This window comes from Pirellulales bacterium, from assembly GCA_035656635.1.
Taxonomy (GTDB): domain Bacteria; phylum Planctomycetota; class Planctomycetia; order Pirellulales; family JADZDJ01; genus DATJYL01.
Genome location: DASRSD010000184.1, coordinates 1 through 19780, shown reverse-complemented (window position 1 = coordinate 19780; position 19780 = coordinate 1). Strand labels below are relative to the sequence as shown.

Below are 19780 nucleotides of genomic sequence, written 5' to 3'. Positions count from 1 at the left end.
TGGGTCGCGCTGAATGGCCAGCAAATGTTTGCGCGACCGCTGAGCGCGACCAGCGGTCGCGGCTTTATACGGAATCTTTGGCCTTCGCTTCGCGCAGCTTGGCCCGAATTTTTTCCAGTCGCTGCTGCAATTCTTTTTCAAATCCGCGCTCGACGGGGCGATAATACTCGCGCTCCACGCCCAAATAATCTTGCGCGGCAACGGCGTCAGGCGCATTGTGCGAATACTCGTAACCTTGGCCGTGCCCCAATCGGTCGGCGCCAGAGTAATGCTTGTCGCGCAATTGCACGGGCACCGGCAACAGCCGGCCTTCGCGCACATCATGCACCGCTTCGCCAATGGCCAGTGTGGCGGCGTTGCTTTTGGGAGCACAGGCCAAATACGTGACAGCCTGCGCCAGCGTTAATTGACATTCCGGCAACCCGACAAATTCGCAGGCCTGCATGGCGGCCACGGCCAGGGGGAGCGCCTGCGGATCGGCATTGCCCACATCTTCGCTGGCCAAAATCACTAACCGCCGCGTGAGAAACCGCACTTCTTCGCCCCCTTCCAGCATCCGGGCCAGCCAGTAAATGGCCGCGTCCGGATCGCTGCCGCGAATGCTTTTAATGAGCGCGCTGGCGGCATCGTAATGAGCATCGCCACTGGCATCGTATTCAACGGCTTTGCGCTGCACCGATTCCGCGGCCAGCGCCTGCGTAAACCGGAGCGGCCGCTGCGGCGAGGAAAGCACTCCCACTTCCAGCGCGCCCAGCGCCCGGCGGGCGTCGCCATCGCTGACTTCGGCCAGAAATTGCAGCGCGTCCTCTTCCAATTGCACATTTTCATTTCCCAGGCCACGCTGCGAATTGGCCAGCGTCCGCTTCAAGATCGTTTTGATGTGCTCAATCGACAGCGGCTTGAACTCGAAAATGCGGCTGCGGCTGACCAAGGCGCTGGTAAGTGCAAAAAACGGATTCTGCGTCGTCGCGCCGACCAAAATTACCACTCCTTCTTCCACGTCGGGCAACAGCACATCTTGCTGGGCCCGATTGAAGCGATGAATTTCGTCGATGAACAGCAGCGTCCGCTGGCCGCTGGTGGCTAATCGGTCGCGGGCTGAATCCAACACTTCGCGCAATTCTTTCACGCCGCTGGTGACGGCGCTCATCGATTGGAACTTGCTGTGGCTGGCCGTGGCCAACAGATGGGCCAGCGTCGTTTTGCCAGTTCCCGGCGGGCCGTAAAAAATGACCGAGCCCAGCCGATCGGCCTGGAGCAACCGCCGGAGCAATTTTCCTTCCCCCAGAAAATGTTCCTGGCCGACAAACTCGTCCAGCGATTTCGGCCGCATCCGCGCGGCCAGCGGCTGTGCCTGGCGACGATTTTCGGCTTCCGCGGCGGCAAAAAGAGACATAGGGCAAAAAATGAAAATGCTGGACGGAAATCACATCGAAATTGTACGCTTCGACAGGTTACATATAAAGCCGCGACCGCTGGTCGCGCTGTGTGCCGAAAGTTGCAGGTTGGCGATTCTGCGTGACCAACGGTCGCAGCTTTATAACACTGTCCGCTAAAACAACGTGAGTTGGCCATCGGGCGAGCGGGGACGGCGGAATTGCGTGGTGTCCAGCGGCGGAATATCGCGATCCAGGCCAAACTTTTGTCGAAAAATGCGGAAAGTGTGCGCGATGCCGTCCGCATATTCCCCTTGGCCGCGCATGCGGCGGCCGAATTGGTAATCGTTCATTTTGCCGCCGCGAACATCTTTAATCCGCGCGATCACGCGGTCTCGCTGCAACGGCCGATTGCGTGCCAGCCAATCTTCAAAAATGGGTCGCACCGCCCAGGGTAGCCGCAGCATTTGCCAACCGGCGCCACAAGCTCCTGCGGCGGCGACGGCTTCCAAAATGGAGGGAATTTCTACATCGGTAAGGCCGGGAATGACCGGAGCCACGGATGCCCGAACCGGCACCCCGGCCGAGGAAAGTTCCTTAATTGCGCGAAGCCTGGCGGCAGGCGGACTGGTGCGCGGCTCCAGGTCCCGCGCCAAATCGGCGTCCAGCGTGGTAACGCTGATGTTGACAGCGCACATGTTTTGCTTGGCATGGGGAGCCAGCAGATCGAGATCGCGCAATACCAGGGCATTTTTGGTAATCAGGCCAAACGCTTGGCGCGCTTCGACTAGAACCTCCAGGCAGGAACGGGTGACTTTCAGGCGGCGCTCGGCCGGTTGATAACAATCGGTCACGCCCGACATGGCGATCACTTCTGTGCCCTTCCAGGAAGGCTTGCACAGTTCGGCGCGGAGCAGGCGGGCGGCATCGGGCTTGTACAGCACCTTGGTTTCAAAATCGAGACCGGCGTTCATGCCCAGGTATTCATGGCCGGGGCGGGCATAACAATAAGCACAGCCATGCTCGCAGCCGCGATAAGGGTTGATGCTGTGGACGAACGGAATATCGGGGCTGTCGTTATGGGTAATCAGGCTGCAGGTTTTGTCGGGGAAAAATTGCGTAGGAATGCGGCGCTGGTCCTGCGCGGCCAGCTCGTCATGTTCCAGTTGTTCCCAATCGGCCTGGGTGCGTACCTTTTCGAACCGGTTGGGCGGCTCGATTTGGGCGCCCCGGCCAATGGCAGGCGTCAGCGGTTTCTGGGGTGGCTGCATCAATTACACCTCTGCAAAATGCCGCCATTAGTGTACATATGTATCAAAGCCATGTCAACCGTTGACGCCGCCTCGGCGCCATGCCGTATAATGCGGGCGGAGATAAGTTGGTCCGTGCAAAAGGATGCATCATGTCCACTCTCAAAATTGCCGCTGTCAGCGCGGCCTTAACGCTGTGCGGAATGTGGAATGCTGTGCCGGCGGGCGCTCAGCAAACCAACGTCGGCGTGGGGCAGCATAATCTCAATGACGGATTTTTTGAGAGCATGGGCGTTGGCTTCGGCGCCAGCGGCAAGAATTGGTTCTTCAACAATGGCGGTTTTGCGCCGCAGTTGGGCGGGATGAATCCTGGCGGCGGGGCCAGCCTGGGCTTCGGCTTTGGCGGCGGCGGCATCAACGGATTTATGAACATCGGCGCCGCCCAGGGCTCGATGCGCGGCATGTCGTCCGCTGCCGGCAGCTTAACCGTGCCCAATGGCGGCAGCGGGTTCATCGGCGATTTAACGCAGCAGCCGTTTGTCACCGGAGTGATCCCGGTCGTCGGCAACTTTGCCGATGATGGCGCGCTGCCCGATGGTAATTTCGGTCAGCGATCAATTCACGCGCCAACAGTACTGGACGAGCGTTTGGCTCGCCTGCAAGAACTGGGTGGATACAAACCGGGGGGCGGCTTTTCGTTGAATGCAAACTCTGGCGGCCAGGAAAGTGCCAGCCACATTGATTGGATGCCCGGCCGCAGTGGCCTAACTGTGGCAGATCCGACAACCGCAAAATTGGCCCAAGCGCAACGTAGTTCCGCGGGCCAGTCCACCGCCAGCATTGCAGCCATTCAACAGCAACAAGCGGTCGAAGATGAATCCGCCGCGCGCGAAGTGCGCTCGCTGTTAAAACAAGGGCACGAAGCCCAAGCGGCCGGAAAAAATTCCGTCGCCCGAATTTACTACCGGCAAGCGGCCAAATCTGCCACAGGCGATTTGAAGGCCGAAGTGGAACAGGCGTTGCGCTCGCTGGGCGATTCGCCGGGGAATCGCTAAACTGCTGTTGACCGTGCCGATGGGTACGGTCATGCACTCGGTGCGGTTACCGCTGAGTTTTCGAGCAGCGCGACCACCGGTCGTGGCTTTATCAAGTGTTTCTCTTTTTTTGGACGCATTATGTCTGACCGCGAACGCTGGATTGTGTACCCTTTGTTGTTTTTGGCGCTGGGCCTGTCGCTGCGAAATGAATTGATTATTCAAGACGCCCAGCAGGACCGTTCGGTCGAATTAGATCAGGTCCGCTGCAAAGGGCTGCAAATTATGGGGCCCGACGGCAAAGCGAAAATCACGCTGGGAACCGACCAGGAAGGAGACGGCTTGCTGGAAACCGGGCCGGAAGATAATCCGCTGATAAAAATTGGCGCCAACTCCAGCGGCGCCGAACTATCGCTGTACGATGCCGATCACAAAAAATTCTTGATGCTGGGCTTCAATGGGCAAATTGCCGGCCTGCTCGCCGGATTGGTCGGACAGCGAGAGTTTTACCCCATGAGTATTGTGCCAATTTCGCGAACGCCGCGCACTGAGGAAAAATCGAAGCCGAGCGACAAAGCGAAATCGGCCCAGCCGAAAAGTGCCGATCAATCTGGCGGAGAGGAAACGCCGCCGGATTCCGCGCAGCCGCAGGGCTCGGGCCACTAACTTCTCATCCGGCAGCAAAATTTCGCATTTACTTTTCGGAAGACAGGCCCGGCGGTGGGGCCGGGGCTGCATCGTCCACCGGCTGGTTGGCAGCGGTGGTGGCGGCCGGCTTAATCGAATCGCCGTGCGAATCGGCCGGAGCCCGGGCCACGATGGGCGATTCACTGCCGCGGGGGCCAAACACTTTTTCGCGGTACAGCTTCAAACCGCGGGCGGCGTGGTACAGTGCGCCGCAATCCAGCTCGCGGTTGGCGTTATCTTCCAGCAGTTGGCACAAGCGGTTCACCGCCGCCGTTACCCACGGTTCCTGCAATTGCTCTTTGGTGAGCGCCACATCCAGCCATTCCAGCGTGTGGCCGGTGGCGTGCAGGGTAACTTTCACGTCGGGGGAGCTGCCCGGGCGGGCGAAAAAGCCGGTCGAAAAGTTGCCGTCGGGCTGCTGATATTCACGCGCTTTGCGGATGCTGTCTTGAATTACCTTGTAACCCTTCAGCCAGCCGCCGGTCAGTTGATCGGACGTTTTGCCGGCCTGTTCCATGTAGCCGTTCAAGCCGACGGTCATGCCGTACAGGCGGTGCGTGCCGCCGCAGGAAGCCTTTTCGCCGACGATGGGTGCATCGGCTTCCATTCCCTCCAGCCGTTCCATGGTCCACTTTTCGCCGTCTCTATTCACCCAGGTGTGATCGTACGGAAAGAATGTGCTGAACGACATGAGCGTCCAGCAAGCTTCCATGCCGGGGTAAATATCCCACTCGGCCTGTTTGGCAATGTCGCCAATCGTGTATTCCTGGCCCTGCACCAAGACTTTGTCGTCCAGCTTCACGCCGCACTGCGAAAGGTAGCCGATCCACTGATCGGGGTGCCCTTGCGCCGACATCGAGCCGGGATCGACCACGGCAATAATGCCTTTTTCGCCGGGCCGCAGCGTCCAGCCGTTCAGGGCGCCCCCTTGCAAAATCCAATCCAGCGCGCCGATTAGCTCGCTTTTGCCATCGGGCGAAATGCGTTCGATTTTGAAATCGCGGCCATACGGCAAAATGCCGTGCACAATTTGCCAGGCGTTATGATCGCGAGTGTTCAGCGTGCGATTGTTCAGCGTGTAGTCGACCAGGGCGTCGATGCGATCGCGCAGCTCATTGGGCGAGGAAAGATTGACGTTAAAGGTTTGGGCCGGCGGAGCCGTATCTTTCGAGCAACCGCTCACAGCGGCAAACAGCACAAGTGCAGCAAAACTTAACCGGCGATTCAAAAAGGAAGATAACATCGTGATTCTGAGATTGGTAATGAAATGGGATGGGAACGGGATCTTCAGCAGCCGCGCTCCATTCAAACCATTTCGGCAGGGATGCTAGCAGAAGTCGCGTAAAAAATGCGCGAACTGCAATAGTGTGGGCTGAATATGTTGAGTTTGCCGGATGAAACCCGCCCTGGTCAACCCGCATGTTGAGATGACTTTGCGCTCGCCTCCCGGAAAACATGCCAGCAGCCGAGTTTCCCAGGTTCGGTCTTATGCTGTAACTTCTATAGCCATAATTAGTTAAGCGGATAGAATTGCCCCTGCGGCAGCGATCCACCGGAGCGCCGGTTGCGTAGTAAACAATAAAAAGACCGCGGCCAGCGAATAGCTTGTAGGGCATTTACATCCGCAATGCAGGCCGCGTGGCTCTGGCGGCGATTCTTGCAGCAGGCCAAAGTGGGGCCATGGCTGCTCACTCTGGGAAGGAAACTAGCCCATGTTTCATATGATGTTCGATCCGATGTATTTCTTGTTTATCGCCCCGGCGTTGCTGTTGGCCCTGTGGGCACAGTTCCGCGTGAAATCGGCCTATGCGCAGGCTCAGCAGCAGCCGGCTCCGCTCAGCGGCGCCGCGGCTGCCCGGCATATTTTGGACCAGGCCGGTTTGCAGAACGTGAGCATTGAAATGGTGCCGGGCGAGATGACCGATCATTATGATCCGCGCGATAAAGTGTTGCGGCTGAGTGCGGAAGTATACCAAAGCCGCACGTTGGCGGCCGTGGGCATTGCAGCCCACGAATCGGGGCACGCCTTGCAAGATGCCAAGCACTACGCGCCCCTTTTGGTGCGCAATGCCGTCGTGCCGGCGGCGGGCTTTGGCTCCAACATTAGCATGGTGCTATTGTTGCTGGGAATTATTTTCAGCTTGCCGGCGCTTTTGTGGGCGGGCATTATTCTGTTCAGCGCCGTGGTGTTTTTTCAAATCGTCAATTTGCCGGTGGAATTTGACGCCAGCGCTCGGGCCAAGCGTGAATTAGTGGCCCTGGCCATTGTACCGCAGCAAGAAATGACGTACGTCAACCACGTGCTGAATGCCGCGGCGCTGACATACGTTGCGGCCACATTGCAAGCGATCCTGACGCTGCTGTACTATGTTCTTCGAGCCAGTGGCAACTCGCGGCGATAAAACGGTTGATGCTTGCATGTCCGAAGAATTCGTTCAAATTGTCACGACGACGGCCAGCCAGGAAAACGCCAAGAAAATTGCCCAGGCACTGTTGGAGCAGCGCTTGGCGGCGTGCGTGCAAATGGTTGGTCCGGTGAAAAGCGTGTATCGCTGGAAGGGGGAAATTGAAACTGCCGTGGAATGGCAGTGCTGGATTAAAACTCGCCGCGCCAAATTCGACGCCGTGAGCCAAGTGATTCGCCAATTTCACACCTACGAAGTGCCGGAAATTCTGGCCGTGCCCATCCTGGCCGGGTCGGAAGCTTATTTGCGCTGGGTGGGTGAAGAAACAGGCTGACATTCATTAATCCCGCACAGCGTGTAGCCGGCGCGCCGCATTTGCTAAAATTGGCAAATGCTTTCTTTTCATACCACTGTGCATGCTCGTCGTGCGGAAATTACCGCCGGTCCGGAAATTAATTTGCACGGCAGAAAGTTTTGCACCCTCAGCGCCACCCCCGAAGCGCTGGCCGCGACGTTTCCCGTCAGCTTTGAAGAGGCTGGTGCTGCCCTGGAAAAGCTGGAGCGGTTGCATTTTGAGCCCGATGGCTCGTTCGTTTGGGTTTCGGCCCGAGATGAAGCGCCGTGGCAGGTGGATGGAAATTTGTTCGATCGGGCCGGTCGGCTGTTGTTTGTCGATTTGAAGGGGACTTGCCCGAGCCAGCAACTCGATCAATTGCTGGCGGCGTTTGGCTGGCCGCAGTGCGTGGTCATGTTTCAATTGTTGCGTGAGGCGGTTTTTTTGAACGAAGCAGATTTCCGCCGTTATGCCGCCGGTGATTAACACCTTCGTGGCGACAAGTTCGCCGCGCGCGGACAATCGTTCGCCACGACAATTTCGTTTAACAAGAAGCAGCTGCTTTCTTCTGCGCCATTGATTCGGAATTCGCGGTATTGCAGCAGTTTATTCAGTGGCAAATATCCGGCACGGCGATTGCAACAGGCACACGCATCCCTTGAATGGAAGGCGCCTGACATGTTGCTAACAGAAATGACGATCGAAAAATCTATGCCGACGGATGCCGCAGCGCTGCCCAGCGGCATGCCGGCGTCGGAAGTTCGTCCACCGGTGTATAGTTCGACAGAATTGCTGCAAGGCCGCCGCGAAGCTTGGATCGAGCACGGTCAGCAAATGTATCGCTTGCGGCTGACGCACGCAGGCAAGCTTTATTTAACGAAATGAGCCGTTGCGCCAGCCCGCGTTACTTTCCAGAGGGGAGCAAATCTTTGTTGCTGGCTTGCGTAGCGGCCTGAATGCGGCGATTAATTTCCACCGCCGCCTGATGCTGATAGGCGTTCAATTGCACTTCGTACTGCTGGTTTTGCTTTTCGGCGGCGCTGACTTGATCGTTCACCAGCGCCACTTGTTTTTCCAGCGCCGCGACGTGGTTCTTGATCATCTCGGCTTCGGCCTGAAAGCGAACCAGGTCGCGCTGGAGCGCCGCGATTTCCGCCGTGCGATATTCGATGTCTTTGCTGGCTTTTTGCTGCGCATCTTGCACGGCGGCGTTTTCGCTGTCGACTTCCGCCGTGGTGCGCAGCAAGCCTTCAATTTCCAAGTTCAAATCGCGATATAGCCGCACGTAATCGCGCAGCGGGCGCACGTAAACCGCGTTGTTTTCAGGGAGCGGCGCCACATTGCCCGCGGCAATTTGCTGTTGGGCCGATTGCGGATCGAGCTCCAGCACGGCGTCGGCCGTTACATGCTGCGTTTGTTTGTTGGCGCCGCTGCCGGCGGTAACGTCAAAATCTTTCAGCGCCTTCACGCGCCGCCAAACTAATTCGGGTGGTGTATTGGCGTCAGGAGGCTGACCGTCTTTGGCGTATTGTTCGCCCGGCAGGCCGAGTTGAGAGACAATTTTCGACCAATCTTGCGGGTGGCTCTTGATCCAATCGGCAAACGCTTCGTGACTGTCAGTCGGCATGACCTCGTATAAGATGAGCGGATCGGTACGCCGCAATGCGAGGCGCTGCAATTCTGATGGGCGCAGCTTTAGCGCCGGGGTAAGCTGAATTTCCTGAGCGTTGACCGCCGTCACTTCAAACTGCCCGAGGAATTGGCCGGCTGAATCGGCGGGCAAATCGTCAAACACGTACAGCACCATATTTTTTTCGATGCCGGACGGAGTGGGGCTATTGACCACCGCAGTAATTTTTCCATCGGGAGCAATGGCCTTGCGGGCTACAACGGCCCAATGGGCATCGTTGGTCTCTTTGCTCTCGTTTCCGCCGCCCCAAATGCGGCCCCGGCCTTGCAGCATTTTTTCCAAGTTGGTTTGCGTTTGCGCAAAGCTAAGATGTTCTTTCTCACCGGCGCCAGGCCCGCCTTGAATGAGCTGGTCGTGGCTTTTTGCTTCCTGGGTGAGCGCCGTTTCGTATTTGGCGATTTCATTGCGCCACACCGTTTGAATTTGCAGCGTCCGCGCCGCCAGGTAAAACCACACCAGCGACAGCAGCATGATGAACGCGCCCAGCGTGATGTGATACCACCGCCACGTGGCGGCGCTCAGCACCAGCGCTACAATGCCGCCGATCAACAGCACGCCGCAAAGAATCGGGACAATCGGCATTGGAAAAGACTCTCTTGGATACTTCTAATGGATGTGGATCGAACGCTGCTGTTCCATCGGAACGACGGCGGACGAAAAACTCATTTATCGTCCGATAAGAAAAGGACTTGCGCGCAGCAATCGGCCCATAACTCGATGATAAATGGGGTAAATCAGGGTGTCAAGGATAACATTGCCGCTCTAAGTGCCAGGAGCAGCAACGGGTTAGGGTTGGTCGCGGCAAACTTAGTTCGCCGAGCCGTACCCGGCCAGCGGATTTCCCTCCGCATCCAGCTTTCCACAAGCCCACAATAAGCCGTCGGCCAAGAGTCGCAGGTAGGCATCTTGGGCGACGGTCTTGGTATCGTGTCCCAGCGTCGTGCCGAAGACCGGCCCCTTGCCATAAGTATGCGCCCAGCAGACGACGCTTACTTTGCCGTTTTGGTCCGGCAGCGGACTGCGCGCTTGCAACAGCGCCGTCGAAGATTCCGGAAAATTGATGGTCCGATACAACTCGTCCCCGTCGGTTTTCCAGGTGTCGGGAAAGTGTTTTACGGCCGGATGATCGTGGCTCACTTTTTCTACTGTGAACGGTTCGTATTTGTCGTGCACGCGCGTCCGCTGGCCGCAGCAATCGGTCCAATCGTCGTCGGCCATGAAGGTGTGCATGGAGCAATGCAGCATCAGCGTAGGCTTGCCTTCCTTGGTGACGCGCAGGGCGTTGTTGATGATATCCGTGTCGGCGCCTACCGGCAGCTTCGTGTTATTTTCCGAGCCGGCGTAGCAAATATCGTAAACGATGGCGTCGTACCCGTCGCCCAGCTTCGGGTCGCCCAGCAGTTTAAGATCATCGCCTGTGTCGATCCACTTCACGTCGAAATCGACATGGGCGTATTTTTTGATGCCGTCGGTAATGATCGGCGTGAGTTTTTTGTAATCGTGATATCCGCCGCCGGAAAACAGCAGCGCTTTAAGCTTGGGCGGGGCTGCAACGCCGTTCGCCGTCAGCGTTCCTTGCGCCAGTGCACATGTCGCTGCGAAACTCCAGGCTGCCCAGAGTGCCACCAACTTCGTCGTTGCGGATTTCATAAATACCTTTTGTAAGCAGTGGGGAAATTAACGCCGTGCGGCAGTGCTATTTCCGCATACAAAACAGCCTGAGTCAAGCATTTTGATAAATCAATGTTGCCGATTAGCACAGCCAAGCGCCGAGTAGGCAAGTGCGGCAATTCGTGGTACAACTCCACTGCAATCTAACAAATTGCGTTGTCATTCACACGAATTCGCCCATGAACGAACACACTGCCGCCCCGGCCACCGAATCGACGGCCCCCTCGCCGCCGCGCTGGAAGCCGTTGGGACGCATCGATCGCCGTGTGGTCGGCGTGCTGGTCGAAAAAGCGAAAACCACGCCCGATCAATATCCCATGACCATGAATGGGCTGATCAACGGCTGCAATCAAAAGAGCAACCGCGATCCGCAAATGCAGTTGGAAGAAGCAGACATCAGCGATTCGCTCGACCGGCTGAAAGGGGTTGGAGCCGCCATCGAAGTGCAAGGCAGCGGCCGCGTGCCCAAGTATCGCCATCTGCTTTACGAATGGCTGGGCGTGAGCAAAATGGAGCTGGCCGTCATGACGGAGTTGCTCCTGCGCGGCGCCCAAACCGAAGGGGAATTGCGGAGCCGCGCCGCCCGGATGGAGCCAATTGCCGATTTGAATGCCCTGCGCGAAATTCTCCAATCGCTGCGTGCCAAGCGATTAGTGATCGATCTCACGCCCCCCGGCCGCGGCCAAATCATCAGCCACAATTTGTACGAACCCGATGAACTACAGCGGCTGAAAGAAAAATTGCCCAGCGGCAGTTACGAGCCGGAAGCACACTCGGCGCCGCCAACTCCGGCTTCTTCGACCGGATCGGCTGCCAGGAGTGCGCCTGCCAGGAGTGCGCCTGCCAGCAGCGCACCCGCCGGCAGCGCACCCGCCGGCAGCGCATCGGACGAATGGCAATCGCTGCGAAGCGAATTGGCGGAATTGCGCCACGAACTGGAAGCGCTCATGGAAACCGTCCGGCAGCAAGAACGCGAAATTGCGGATTTGAGATCATCGCTGGGCGGTTAGGCCGCAGCGGAAGGCCAATGACCAAGCACCAATGATGATTTAAGCAATTTGGTCATTGGGATTTGGACATTGGTCATTTTGCCAAGCAGTTGGTCATTCTACTCCAATCACTTTTCTTCCAGCTTCCAGCCGGCTGGATATTTTAATTCACGCTCGGCCACGGCGGCCCAGGGTGTGCCAGGGTGTTCGGCGACCACGCGCTGCAAATAGGCGCGCGATTTTTTGGTCATTTTATCCAGCACGCTGCCGGCGGCATTTTCGTTGGCTGGCTCCAGCACCCATTTCGCGCTGTCGGCGTTGGCAAACGCTTTGCCCTGCTTGATGATCGCCAAAATGGCATTGTATCCGTCCAGCCGTGCTTTAGCCGCCAACACTTGGCCCATGGCTAAATCGTAACCTGCCTGCCACCGCGCGCCAGTCAGCTTGGGGCGATCTCCTTCGCCGGCCACGAGGGCATCGTACAGGCGTTGCAGCGGCTGATCGTCAATGGCGGCCGCTTTTTGCGCGTTGGTGATGTTCTTGGCCAAGGCCGCTTCATCTTTTTCCTTGCGGAACTCCGTGGTGACCTGGCCCAAGCCTTCGGCCGGCGGCAACATGGCGGCGTTATGCAGCGCCAACCGGCATTTGTTTTCTTGCAGTAACTGCTGATATTGTGCCTCGTCCACGTAATCCGGCGCGTATTGAAGCAGCAGCTCCGGCTTGATGTCGCCGGCATTGGCGTCGTATATCCAGCCGGCCGATTTGGGAGCATGCTGCCGGAAGAATTTTCCTTGCGTCTGCCAGCACAATCGCGCGAGGCCGAACGGACCATAACCAGAATCGTTCAAATCGACCGTGTTTTGATTTCCGGAGAGCGATAATTGAATTCGCTCCGGAAACAGCGATTCGTATTGCCGTTCCGCCATGTCGCCTGTTCCCCCGGCACGCCGCGAGGCGTTCACCTTAAACCGCGGCGAACCAAATGGCGCCGCCGGACCAATGCCGTACACCGGCACGGCGGCTTTGCGGAGCGCTTTAATCGCTTGATCGGCCAAATTCAAATCGTCCCCGGGCGAGCTGCCGGCGACTACAAAAATCACTTCCCAACCGTGCATGCGTTGCGGCAAGAACTTGCCGCAGGCTTGATTTACGGCGGCAAAAACGTGCGCTTTATCCCCCTTGGTGTCTTTGGCGGCCAAGAGCGCGGTCTCAATCGCGTTGGCATCGCCGGCCGGCTCGGGCAAGATCCAATTCACCCCGTCGCTGTAACCGGCGACCGCCATTTGAAATTGGCCGGCATGCGTTTTTTCCAGCTCGTGCGCCAATTGAGTAAACCGATCGGCAACCGAGCCGACCAGCGAACTGGCTTTGGAGGTTTGCTCCACTAGCAACACGACCAGCGTTTTGCGCAGCTCCAAAGCGTCGTTAATTTCCAGCGCAATTTGCTCGACCGCCTGCGGCACGTCGAACTTTCCGCCGCTGACGCCCCCTGGCCGGTTTCCTTTGTTTTGCGCTGGCTGGTCGTTGGCCGCTAGTAGAATATCTTCCCGATGCGGCCTGGGTGTTGTTTCGGCTTGGGGCGGCCTGTCGGCGGCGTGTGTATCTGCCGAATGAAAATTGCTCCTTGTCGCTTTGGCGGCGGCCGCTTCAGCCTGCTGCTTTTCTACCCTGGCGCCCAAACCAACTAAGGCCGCCTGCGCCGGAGGGAGTTTAATTACCGGCGGCGGCTTTTCAGCCGGCGGTTCAATTTTAATTTCGCAGCCCGTGGAAATTAGCGCGGCCACAAACAGCGCGGCGGCCCCCAGCAGGCACAAAGGCCCTAATCCGCGGATGTTGCCAACAGCTTTCCCACACATTTTCCACTCCTATCCGCCATATTACACTCGCCTGCCGGCGCGGAAAAGCAGCCGAAATCGCAAAATCCTAATCCAAAGGCAATCGTCCACTCATGCGCAATCGCTAGCATTCAGCCGACGCACAGCGGCACATCACTTCCACAGATACTTTCGAAAGGAGTCTGCCATGCTGGTGCTATCGCGAAAGCAGGGACAGTCGATCATCATTGGGCACGATATTGTGGTGAACGTGGTCGACATTGGCCGTGGCCGGGTGCAAATTGGCGTTTCGGCCCCGGCGCACATGTCCATCCACCGGGAAGAAATTTACCAGCGCATTCAGCAGCGCGGAGAGCAGCCGTCGATGAGCAATTGGCAAGCCGCCGAGCTCGCCTGCTCGGCAAGCTGCTAATCAGCCGCCCCTCGGTGAGGCGCGAGCTTTAGCAGGCCGAGCGGTGAAAATGGACGTGCCGCCAGCGCCCCGCTTCGCGCTGCCAAATGCGCGTTTCCTGCATGGCCGTGGTGACGGGATTTCCATCCGAACCAAGCTTTTGCGTCAGCCGCACATAGGCGACAACCGCCACATCTTCACCGCAAAAAATCACGTGAGGCGAAATTAAGGTGGTATTGCGCGTGCCGCCCCCATTAGGCAAGTCGAAATAAAACTTATGAAATCCCAGGCCCTGCACTAACTGGCCGTTGGCTTCCGGCTCGAAGCACGTGAGCTGCGGATGACACAGCTCTTCGTACGCCTTCCAATCGCCGGCCGTAATGGCGTCGAGCAGTTTTTTATTGAGCGCGAGAATTTCTTCTTGTAAGGCCATGGCATTCACCCAAAAATGACCAGGAACAGGGGCAGCGCCGGCATGCGCGTTAGTCGCCGGCTTCCAACAGCCCCAGCAAAATTAGTTTTTCGCGGCATTCGTCCCGTTCGCGACTGCGGTTCAATTCAACCCAGGTAGGGTCCTGCACCGCCAGTAAATCTTCGGCGGTTCCACGGGCCCGGCCGGCGGCCGCCAAGCGATTCATCAGCCGGCCGATCAACTCCCGATCCAGCCGCGTCAGATACATGGCTTCCAGGCGGTAATCGACAAACGCTTCCCACACCAGCGGGAACAACGGCTGCACAATTTTTTCCCCCAGCGCCGTGGCATAAGCCCGAATTTCTTCCTGGGCGTGCGAATCCATCCGCAGCGCCAAAAAATGCAGCAGATTATGTAGGTCGATTTTCCAGTACGCCTCGGTATACGTGGAGAGGGGCAAATCTTTGCGGGCCTGTTCCCGGGCCACGCCGGAATTAATGCGTTCTTCATACATCCGGCGCGCGTGGATTTGGAATTCCGCCTCGGTAGCCGAAAGCTTGGCTCCTACTTCGGCGGTGACGGCTCCGCCGCTGCCTTGGCGATTGCCCGTGGCCTGAATGCGCCATTGCGTGGGGGGCGTGGCCTGGGCGGCATCGATGGCCAGCGAATAGCGCGTGCTGTACTCGTTGACGTTGGCCGTGCGATGGCGAATCCATTGCCGCCAACAATCCATGGGCACGCGCACCAAAAATTTGATTTCCGCCATTTCAAACGGCGTGGTGTGCCGGTGCCGCATCAGATACCGAATGAGGCCCCGATCGTCAGAAACTTTGCGGGTTCCTTCGCCATAGCTTACCCGCGCTGCTTGCACGATTGCCTGATCGTCTCCCATCACGTCAACCAGGCAGACAAAGCCGTCGTCCAACACGGGAATTTTTTTCCAGCGCAGCTCGTCGGCAAGGGAGGCGTTCGTGGGCATGAAGAACAACAGGGGCGAGGGTCGAGGGTTGAGGGCAAGAGACGCGAATGGATAACGTTGACATCCTCTTGCGGTTTAGCAAATCTCACTTCTGTTTGGCCAGCAACTCCTCCAATAACTTGGCCAGCAGCGAGGGATTGTTTTTATTCTGCAAATTTTCGATCCGGCTGGGAGGCACTTTCAGTTTTTCTAACACTTTGGCGATGTCTTTCCAACGCTTGGCGCGTGCTTTTCCCTCGGCCAAATACAGATCGGTAACTTGTTCTCCCAACCGTTGCAGCAGAATGGCTTCCTGGTTGTTGTAGTAATTTTTGATGACTTTCTGCTGGTATTTTGAAAAATTTCCGGCCATAGAGGTTGCATCCCTTCCCTGAGTTACCCCGTCGATGGACTCCGCGCTCCTGAACCGCCGACCAACGTAAACGCTCGTGCCGGGTTTCACAAGTGGGTTCATGGACCACGCCGACAGGCCGGCGCCCAAGCCGCAATTTCGCCTTCCAACAGGGGCCAAGTGTGATTTACCATCGTGCTGCAATGTCTACCGGCGAACGTCATCCTTTGGTTTCCGGCACCGTCGTCACCAGCTTGGGCACGCTTGCCAGCCGGATCTTGGGTTTGGTGCGCGATACCGCCACGGCGGCGCTGTTTGGATTGGCGGCCGGCGGCGTGCTCGATGCGCTGGTCATTGCTTTTCGCATTCCCAATTTATTTCGCGCCCTGTTTGGCGAAGGCGCGCTCACGGCCAGCTACCTGCCGATTTTTACCCAAGCGCGGCAGGAACATCACGAACAAGGCTGGCAATTGTTTCGCGCCACCCTGAAGGGGCTGGCCATTTTGTTGGCGCTAGTGACGCTGCTGGTCGAGGTGGGCATCGGCGTGTGGGCGTGGCTGGCAAAAGATGATCCGCAAGCGCTGTTGCTGGCCGGATTGAGCGCCGTGCTGTTGCCCTACTTGATTCTGGTTTGCCTCACGGCCATTATCTCGGCCACGCTGCAAGGGCTGGGTCGCTTTGCCGCGCCGGCCTTCGCCCCCGCAGCGCTGAATGTTTGTTGGATTTTGGGTGCATGGTGGATTGCGCCGCATGCTTCCAGCAATCCGGTAACGCAGGGATACGTGTTGGCCGGGTGCATTTTGCTGGGGGGCGTGGTGCAATGGCTGGTGCAATGGCCGGCGCTACGACAAGCAGGGTTCAAAATTCGCAAGCGCGACCTTCCGCAAAAGGAACAAGTCCGCACTCAGGCCCGCGTTGCCGATCACTTGCGCCACATTCGTCTGGGCATGATTCCCACAACGCTGGCCTTGACGGTTACGCAATTGAACACGCTTTCCGATAGCCTGGTCGCCTGGATATTGGCGGCGCCCAAGGATGGCCCGTACACCATTTCGTGGTTGGGCAACGTTCGTTATCCGATGCAGCAAGGTGCCGCGGCGGCAATCTATTTTGGGGAGCGGCTGTATCAGTTCCCGCTGGGATTGATTGGCATTGCCGCCGCCACGGTTGCGTTCCCGCTGCTCAGCCAGCATGCCGCGCGCGGAGATCGCGCCGCCTTGGCCGAAGATTTAACGCTGGGGCTGCGGATGGTGCTGTTGGCCGCCGTTCCCAGCGCTGTCGGCCTGGTGGTGTTGGCCGAACCGATTGCGCGATTGCTGTTTCAGCACGGCCGCTTCACCGCCGACGATGCCGTTCGCGCCGCCGGCATGATTGCCGTGTACGGCGCCGGCGTGTGGGCGTACTGCGCACTGCCCGTGCTGGTGCGCAGCTTTTACGCCGTGGGCGATCGAATCACGCCGCTCCGCGTGGCGCTGGCGGCGGTGGTACTAAACCTGGCGCTAGATTTCACTCTGATTTGGCCGCTAGCGGAAGAAGGGTTGGCCGCGGCCACGGCCATTTCGGCCGCGCTGCAAGCAGTCGCATTGGCCCTGTTGTTTTCCAAACATCACGTGCCGTTGGCATGGCGAAAATTAACTTTCACGGCGCTGCGAGCCTGTGCCGCTTCTGCCGCCATGGGGGCCGCCGGCGCGCTGTTGTTGCACGCCTTGCCCTTGAGCGATGGCGATTGGAACGCATGTTTACGGGCCGTCGCGCCGGTGGTTGCTGCGGTGGCGGTTTATGGCGGCGTGCTGGCCCTCGTGGGCCGCTCGGAATGGGCCGATTTTTTTGGACGAAAATAAATGGCGCAATCACCCGACTGACACCGTCGGGCTATCTCTAATGGCCACGACTCCACCGGCGCCAATCACCCTGGATTTTTCGCCACACGCACACTAAATTAAGGGTTTCCATCCTCTCACGAACACCGAATTACCAGCCGCCGCTTCCATGCCCACCATCAACTTCGTTAATGAGAAAAAAGAAATTCAAGTCGCCGACGGGGCCAATCTTCGCACCGAGGCCAAAAAAGCCGGCGTGAATTTGTACTACGGCTTCAACGGCGTTGGCCAATCGCTCAATAAAATTTTCAACTGCCACGGTTTCGGCTTTTGCGGCACCTGCCGCGTGCTAATCACCCAGGGCATGCAAAACGCCAATCCGATGACCATCGTGGAAAAAATCAAATTCAAAGCGCCGTTGCCCGATCCGTTGCCATGCCTATCGTACATTGGGCACGAAGATACCATGCGTTTGGCCTGTTGCGTGAAGGTGCACGGCGACATGACTGTGGTCACGAATCCGCAGCTGGACCTGTTCGGCGAAAACTTTTTTAGTTGAGAAATAAAGCAATTCGCAATTTGCAGTTAGCGATTAGCCGGAACAATCAAACGTTTTGCGAGCTTGCTAATTGCTAACCGCTAATCGCTGCCTTCCGTGAAACAAATTGTCGCCATCATCAAGCCGTTCCTCGCGGAGAAAGTGCTGGAAAGCCTGAAGCGTGCCCCGTTGGAGGCCGTCAGCGTCCGCGAAGTGAAGGGGTACGGCCGGCAAAAAAGCTATCTCGATCAATACGGCGACAGCGAATACTCGCTGGCCTTTCTTTCTAAAGTCGAGCTCACGCTGTGGGTCGACGACGCCCGGTCCGAGGAAATTTTGCGCAAAATTGTGGAAGTGGCCCGAACCGGCCGCATGGGCGACGGAAAAATTTTTGTGCTGCCGGCCACGCCAGCGAAAACGATTGAGTTTTGAACTGAGTTTTGGGTGGCTGGGGTCGAACGAAGTGAGCCCCCAGCAGCTTCGATTCCGGGGGCTCGGCGGCCTCGACCCCGGCCACCCAATCGTTTTTAAATTAGGCGAAGACGAATTTTCAAATTCCCCCGCCGCCGGTGCCGGCTCCTTCGCGGGCGAAAATTTTGTCGAACCGGGCCCGGTTTTCCCGCGTTAGCCGCTGGCAATCGAGCAACATTTTTTCGCGGTCAGGGTATTCCAGCAGCCGGGCAAGCTTTACTTGCTCCTCCGGATCATCGGGCAAATCGTGCCGGGCCGTGGTGTTCATCAGCCGCAGCCGGCTAACCATCGCCAACAGCACGCGATAACTGGTGCTGAAGAATTCAAAATCATCGCGGGTAATGGCCCCAATTTTTTCGAGTTTTTCCAGCGCCCGCAGCGTGGCCGGCTCGCGCACTTCCGGATGCTCGCCCCCATGCTTGAGTTGCAGCATTTGCGCCAGAAATTCCACGTCGACCAAGCCACCCGGCCCACGCTTTAAGTTCGTGGGCTTGGCCGTGTGTTCCATCCGCTGCCGCATGTGGCGAATTTCGTCGGCGTATTCCGGCTGCCACGCACGGCGGTATGCGCAATCGAGCACCGCCTGCAGAGCCTCGGCCGCGGCAATGTTCGAGCCGTACACCACCCGGGCCTTGCACAGCGCCTGCCGTTCCCACAGTTGGCCGCTTCCATCCTCGAAGTAGCGGCGAAATTCGGCCAGCGAGGTCGCCAAGGCCCCGCTTTTTCCTGTCGGCCGCAGCCGCGGATCAATTTCGTACAGCCGCCCATGCGGGCCCAGCTGGCTGCCGGCTTTAATGACGCGTTGCCCCAGCTCGCTGAAAAAATGTTGATTAGTCGTTGTCTCGCCGCTGCGTCGGCTGCGCCGGGCATGGAACGTGCCGCCGTCGGCCTGGTACAAAAACACCATGTCCAAATCGCTGTGATAGTTAATTTCGCAGCCCCCGAATTTGCCCATCGCCAGCACAATAAATTCCGATGGCTCCCCGGTGCGGTCTCCTTCGGCAATCATCGGCTCGCCCAGCTTGGCCGACAGCTTGCCATATTCGGTGCGCGTGATCTGCCGCAGGCACACTTCGGCAATGTCTGCTAGCGCGCTGCACGTGGCCACAATATCTTCCTTCCCCAAAATATCGCGCACGCCTACCCGCAACACCTGAGCGTTTTTGAAGCTGTGCAAAATCAGGTCCAAATCTTCCGCTCCGTGCGCCAGCTCCTTGAGATTGGCTTCCAGCGTTTCGCGCGACGGCAGCTTATCCAGCACCAAGCTGTCCATCAGCTCGTCAATCATGCCGGGATTGCTGATCAGAATGCTCGATAGGTACGGGCTCGAAGCACACAGCTCCACGTACATGTGCAGCGACGGCGGATTGAAGCTGAACAGCTCCCACAACACCCCTTTTCCGCCCAGCGAATCGCTCACCTTGCTGAGGTTGACCAGCGTTTGATCCGGATCAGGCGTGGCGGCAATCGCCGGCAGCAGCCGCGGAGCAATCGAAGCCAGAAAGTGCCGGCATCGCCGCGTCGATAAAAACCGAATCCGCTCCTGCGATAGCGTCATCAAATTCTG

21 protein-coding genes are annotated in these 19780 nt (G+C 58.0%); 11 read left to right on the top strand and 10 right to left on the bottom strand.

The window, feature by feature from the left end:
* Positions 1 to 64 precede the first annotated feature (64 nt).
* Together VFE46_19415 and VFE46_19410 are read right to left on the bottom strand one after the other, a co-directional pair.
* Positions 65 to 1396: a replication-associated recombination protein A gene (locus VFE46_19415; protein ID HZZ30176.1), complete on the bottom strand. Its 1332-nt coding sequence runs from the start codon at positions 1394 to 1396 to the stop codon at positions 65 to 67.
* Positions 1397 to 1552: 156 nt separating this feature from the next.
* Positions 1553 to 2647, bottom strand: coding sequence for a PA0069 family radical SAM protein (locus VFE46_19410; protein HZZ30175.1), 1095 nt, complete (start codon positions 2645 to 2647; stop codon positions 1553 to 1555).
* A gap of 131 nt (positions 2648 to 2778) precedes the next feature.
* On the opposite strand from VFE46_19410, the gene VFE46_19405 reads away from it, so the two are divergent.
* Positions 2779 to 3681: a hypothetical protein gene (locus VFE46_19405; protein ID HZZ30174.1), complete on the top strand. Its 903-nt coding sequence runs from the start codon at positions 2779 to 2781 to the stop codon at positions 3679 to 3681.
* A gap of 120 nt (positions 3682 to 3801) precedes the next feature.
* Complete coding sequence (locus tag VFE46_19400; protein HZZ30173.1) at positions 3802 to 4326, top strand: hypothetical protein; 525 nt, start codon at positions 3802 to 3804, stop codon at positions 4324 to 4326.
* Between the two features lie 28 nt (positions 4327 to 4354).
* On the opposite strand, the gene VFE46_19395 is transcribed toward VFE46_19400, so the two are convergent.
* Positions 4355 to 5590, bottom strand: coding sequence for an ADP-ribosylation factor-directed GTPase activating protein isoform b (locus tag VFE46_19395; GenBank protein ID HZZ30172.1), 1236 nt, complete (start codon positions 5588 to 5590; stop codon positions 4355 to 4357).
* 469 nt (positions 5591 to 6059) lie between these two features.
* Here VFE46_19395 and VFE46_19390 point away from each other — a divergent pair, with 469 nt between their 5' ends.
* From VFE46_19390 to VFE46_19375, 4 genes are all read left to right on the top strand, one after another.
* The gene (locus tag VFE46_19390; GenBank protein ID HZZ30171.1) at positions 6060 to 6749 is read left to right on the top strand and encodes a zinc metallopeptidase; all 690 of its coding nucleotides are present in this window, start codon (positions 6060 to 6062) and stop codon (positions 6747 to 6749) included.
* Positions 6750 to 6765: 16 nt separating this feature from the next.
* A complete protein-coding gene (gene cutA / locus VFE46_19385; protein ID HZZ30170.1) occupies positions 6766 to 7086 on the top strand; it encodes a divalent-cation tolerance protein CutA in 321 nt (106 codons plus the stop codon).
* A gap of 57 nt (positions 7087 to 7143) precedes the next feature.
* The gene (locus VFE46_19380; GenBank protein HZZ30169.1) at positions 7144 to 7572 is read left to right on the top strand and encodes a hypothetical protein; all 429 of its coding nucleotides are present in this window, start codon (positions 7144 to 7146) and stop codon (positions 7570 to 7572) included.
* Positions 7573 to 7764: 192 nt separating this feature from the next.
* Positions 7765 to 7971 carry a hemin uptake protein HemP gene (locus tag VFE46_19375; protein HZZ30168.1) on the top strand — a complete coding sequence of 69 codons (207 nt, stop codon included), beginning with the start codon at positions 7765 to 7767 and terminating at the stop codon, positions 7969 to 7971.
* Between the two features lie 19 nt (positions 7972 to 7990).
* Here VFE46_19375 and VFE46_19370 read toward each other — a convergent pair whose 3' ends face one another.
* Both VFE46_19370 and VFE46_19365 read right to left on the bottom strand, forming a co-directional pair.
* A complete protein-coding gene (locus tag VFE46_19370; protein HZZ30167.1) occupies positions 7991 to 9358 on the bottom strand; it encodes a hypothetical protein in 1368 nt (455 codons plus the stop codon).
* A 225-nt stretch (positions 9359 to 9583) separates the two neighbouring features.
* On the bottom strand, positions 9584 to 10426 hold the full coding sequence (locus VFE46_19365) for a ThuA domain-containing protein (GenBank protein ID HZZ30166.1): 843 nt from the start codon (positions 10424 to 10426) through the stop codon (positions 9584 to 9586).
* Positions 10427 to 10626: 200 nt separating this feature from the next.
* On the opposite strand from VFE46_19365, the gene VFE46_19360 reads away from it, so the two are divergent.
* Positions 10627 to 11457 carry a YceH family protein gene (locus VFE46_19360; GenBank protein ID HZZ30165.1) on the top strand — a complete coding sequence of 277 codons (831 nt, stop codon included), beginning with the start codon at positions 10627 to 10629 and terminating at the stop codon, positions 11455 to 11457.
* A 107-nt stretch (positions 11458 to 11564) separates the two neighbouring features.
* On the opposite strand, the gene VFE46_19355 is transcribed toward VFE46_19360, so the two are convergent.
* The gene (locus VFE46_19355) at positions 11565 to 13292 is read right to left on the bottom strand and encodes a vWA domain-containing protein (GenBank protein HZZ30164.1); all 1728 of its coding nucleotides are present in this window, start codon (positions 13290 to 13292) and stop codon (positions 11565 to 11567) included.
* A 166-nt stretch (positions 13293 to 13458) separates the two neighbouring features.
* Between VFE46_19355 and csrA the strand changes: the two genes are divergently transcribed.
* Positions 13459 to 13683 (top strand): carbon storage regulator CsrA, encoded by a 225-nt coding sequence (gene csrA, locus VFE46_19350; protein HZZ30163.1) that lies wholly within the window; start codon positions 13459 to 13461, stop codon positions 13681 to 13683.
* 28 nt (positions 13684 to 13711) lie between these two features.
* On the opposite strand, the gene VFE46_19345 is transcribed toward csrA, so the two are convergent.
* From VFE46_19345 to VFE46_19335, 3 genes are all read right to left on the bottom strand, one after another.
* A complete protein-coding gene (locus VFE46_19345) occupies positions 13712 to 14095 on the bottom strand; it encodes a DUF4440 domain-containing protein (protein HZZ30162.1) in 384 nt (127 codons plus the stop codon).
* A 49-nt stretch (positions 14096 to 14144) separates the two neighbouring features.
* The gene (gene thyX, locus VFE46_19340; protein ID HZZ30161.1) at positions 14145 to 15053 is read right to left on the bottom strand and encodes an FAD-dependent thymidylate synthase; all 909 of its coding nucleotides are present in this window, start codon (positions 15051 to 15053) and stop codon (positions 14145 to 14147) included.
* Between the two features lie 85 nt (positions 15054 to 15138).
* Positions 15139 to 15405 (bottom strand): hypothetical protein, encoded by a 267-nt coding sequence (locus VFE46_19335; protein ID HZZ30160.1) that lies wholly within the window; start codon positions 15403 to 15405, stop codon positions 15139 to 15141.
* A gap of 182 nt (positions 15406 to 15587) precedes the next feature.
* Between VFE46_19335 and murJ the strand changes: the two genes are divergently transcribed.
* The 3 genes from murJ to VFE46_19320 all read left to right on the top strand — a co-directional run bounded on the left by murJ (position 15588) and on the right by VFE46_19320 (position 18174).
* Positions 15588 to 17225: a murein biosynthesis integral membrane protein MurJ gene (gene murJ, locus VFE46_19330; GenBank protein HZZ30159.1), complete on the top strand. Its 1638-nt coding sequence runs from the start codon at positions 15588 to 15590 to the stop codon at positions 17223 to 17225.
* 148 nt (positions 17226 to 17373) lie between these two features.
* On the top strand, positions 17374 to 17763 hold the full coding sequence (locus tag VFE46_19325; GenBank protein ID HZZ30158.1) for a ferredoxin: 390 nt from the start codon (positions 17374 to 17376) through the stop codon (positions 17761 to 17763).
* A 96-nt stretch (positions 17764 to 17859) separates the two neighbouring features.
* Positions 17860 to 18174: a P-II family nitrogen regulator gene (locus VFE46_19320; GenBank protein ID HZZ30157.1), complete on the top strand. Its 315-nt coding sequence runs from the start codon at positions 17860 to 17862 to the stop codon at positions 18172 to 18174.
* Between the two features lie 118 nt (positions 18175 to 18292).
* Here VFE46_19320 and VFE46_19315 read toward each other — a convergent pair.
* A partial coding sequence (locus VFE46_19315; GenBank protein ID HZZ30156.1) for a glutamate-ammonia-ligase adenylyltransferase occupies positions 18293 to 19780 on the bottom strand: 1488 nt, incomplete at its 5' end.

Excerpts from the sequence above, each read along its gene's own strand:
- VFE46_19325 (HZZ30158.1), top strand. The coding sequence starts at position 17,374 with ATGCCCACCATCAACTTCGTTAATGAGAAAAAAGAAATTCAAGTCGCC.
- VFE46_19360 (HZZ30165.1), top strand. The coding sequence starts at position 10,627 with ATGAACGAACACACTGCCGCCCCGGCCACCGAATCGACGGCCCCCTCG.
- VFE46_19345 (HZZ30162.1), bottom strand. The coding sequence starts at position 14,095 with ATGGCCTTACAAGAAGAAATTCTCGCGCTCAATAAAAAACTGCTCGAC.
- csrA (HZZ30163.1), top strand. The coding sequence starts at position 13,459 with ATGCTGGTGCTATCGCGAAAGCAGGGACAGTCGATCATCATTGGGCAC.
- VFE46_19380 (HZZ30169.1), top strand. The coding sequence starts at position 7,144 with ATGCTTTCTTTTCATACCACTGTGCATGCTCGTCGTGCGGAAATTACC.
- VFE46_19375 (HZZ30168.1), top strand. The coding sequence starts at position 7,765 with ATGTTGCTAACAGAAATGACGATCGAAAAATCTATGCCGACGGATGCC.
- VFE46_19335 (HZZ30160.1), bottom strand. The coding sequence starts at position 15,405 with ATGGCCGGAAATTTTTCAAAATACCAGCAGAAAGTCATCAAAAATTAC.
- VFE46_19410 (HZZ30175.1), bottom strand. The coding sequence starts at position 2,647 with ATGCAGCCACCCCAGAAACCGCTGACGCCTGCCATTGGCCGGGGCGCC.
- VFE46_19390 (HZZ30171.1), top strand. The coding sequence starts at position 6,060 with ATGTTTCATATGATGTTCGATCCGATGTATTTCTTGTTTATCGCCCCG.
- cutA (HZZ30170.1), top strand. The coding sequence starts at position 6,766 with ATGTCCGAAGAATTCGTTCAAATTGTCACGACGACGGCCAGCCAGGAA.
- VFE46_19370 (HZZ30167.1), bottom strand. The coding sequence starts at position 9,358 with ATGCCGATTGTCCCGATTCTTTGCGGCGTGCTGTTGATCGGCGGCATT.
- thyX (HZZ30161.1), bottom strand. The coding sequence starts at position 15,053 with ATGCCCACGAACGCCTCCCTTGCCGACGAGCTGCGCTGGAAAAAAATT.
- VFE46_19355 (HZZ30164.1), bottom strand. The coding sequence starts at position 13,292 with ATGTGTGGGAAAGCTGTTGGCAACATCCGCGGATTAGGGCCTTTGTGC.
- VFE46_19395 (HZZ30172.1), bottom strand. The coding sequence starts at position 5,590 with ATGTTATCTTCCTTTTTGAATCGCCGGTTAAGTTTTGCTGCACTTGTG.
- VFE46_19415 (HZZ30176.1), bottom strand. The coding sequence starts at position 1,396 with ATGTCTCTTTTTGCCGCCGCGGAAGCCGAAAATCGTCGCCAGGCACAG.
- VFE46_19365 (HZZ30166.1), bottom strand. The coding sequence starts at position 10,426 with ATGAAATCCGCAACGACGAAGTTGGTGGCACTCTGGGCAGCCTGGAGT.
- VFE46_19400 (HZZ30173.1), top strand. The coding sequence starts at position 3,802 with ATGTCTGACCGCGAACGCTGGATTGTGTACCCTTTGTTGTTTTTGGCG.
- VFE46_19405 (HZZ30174.1), top strand. The coding sequence starts at position 2,779 with ATGTCCACTCTCAAAATTGCCGCTGTCAGCGCGGCCTTAACGCTGTGC.
- murJ (HZZ30159.1), top strand. The coding sequence starts at position 15,588 with ATGTCTACCGGCGAACGTCATCCTTTGGTTTCCGGCACCGTCGTCACC.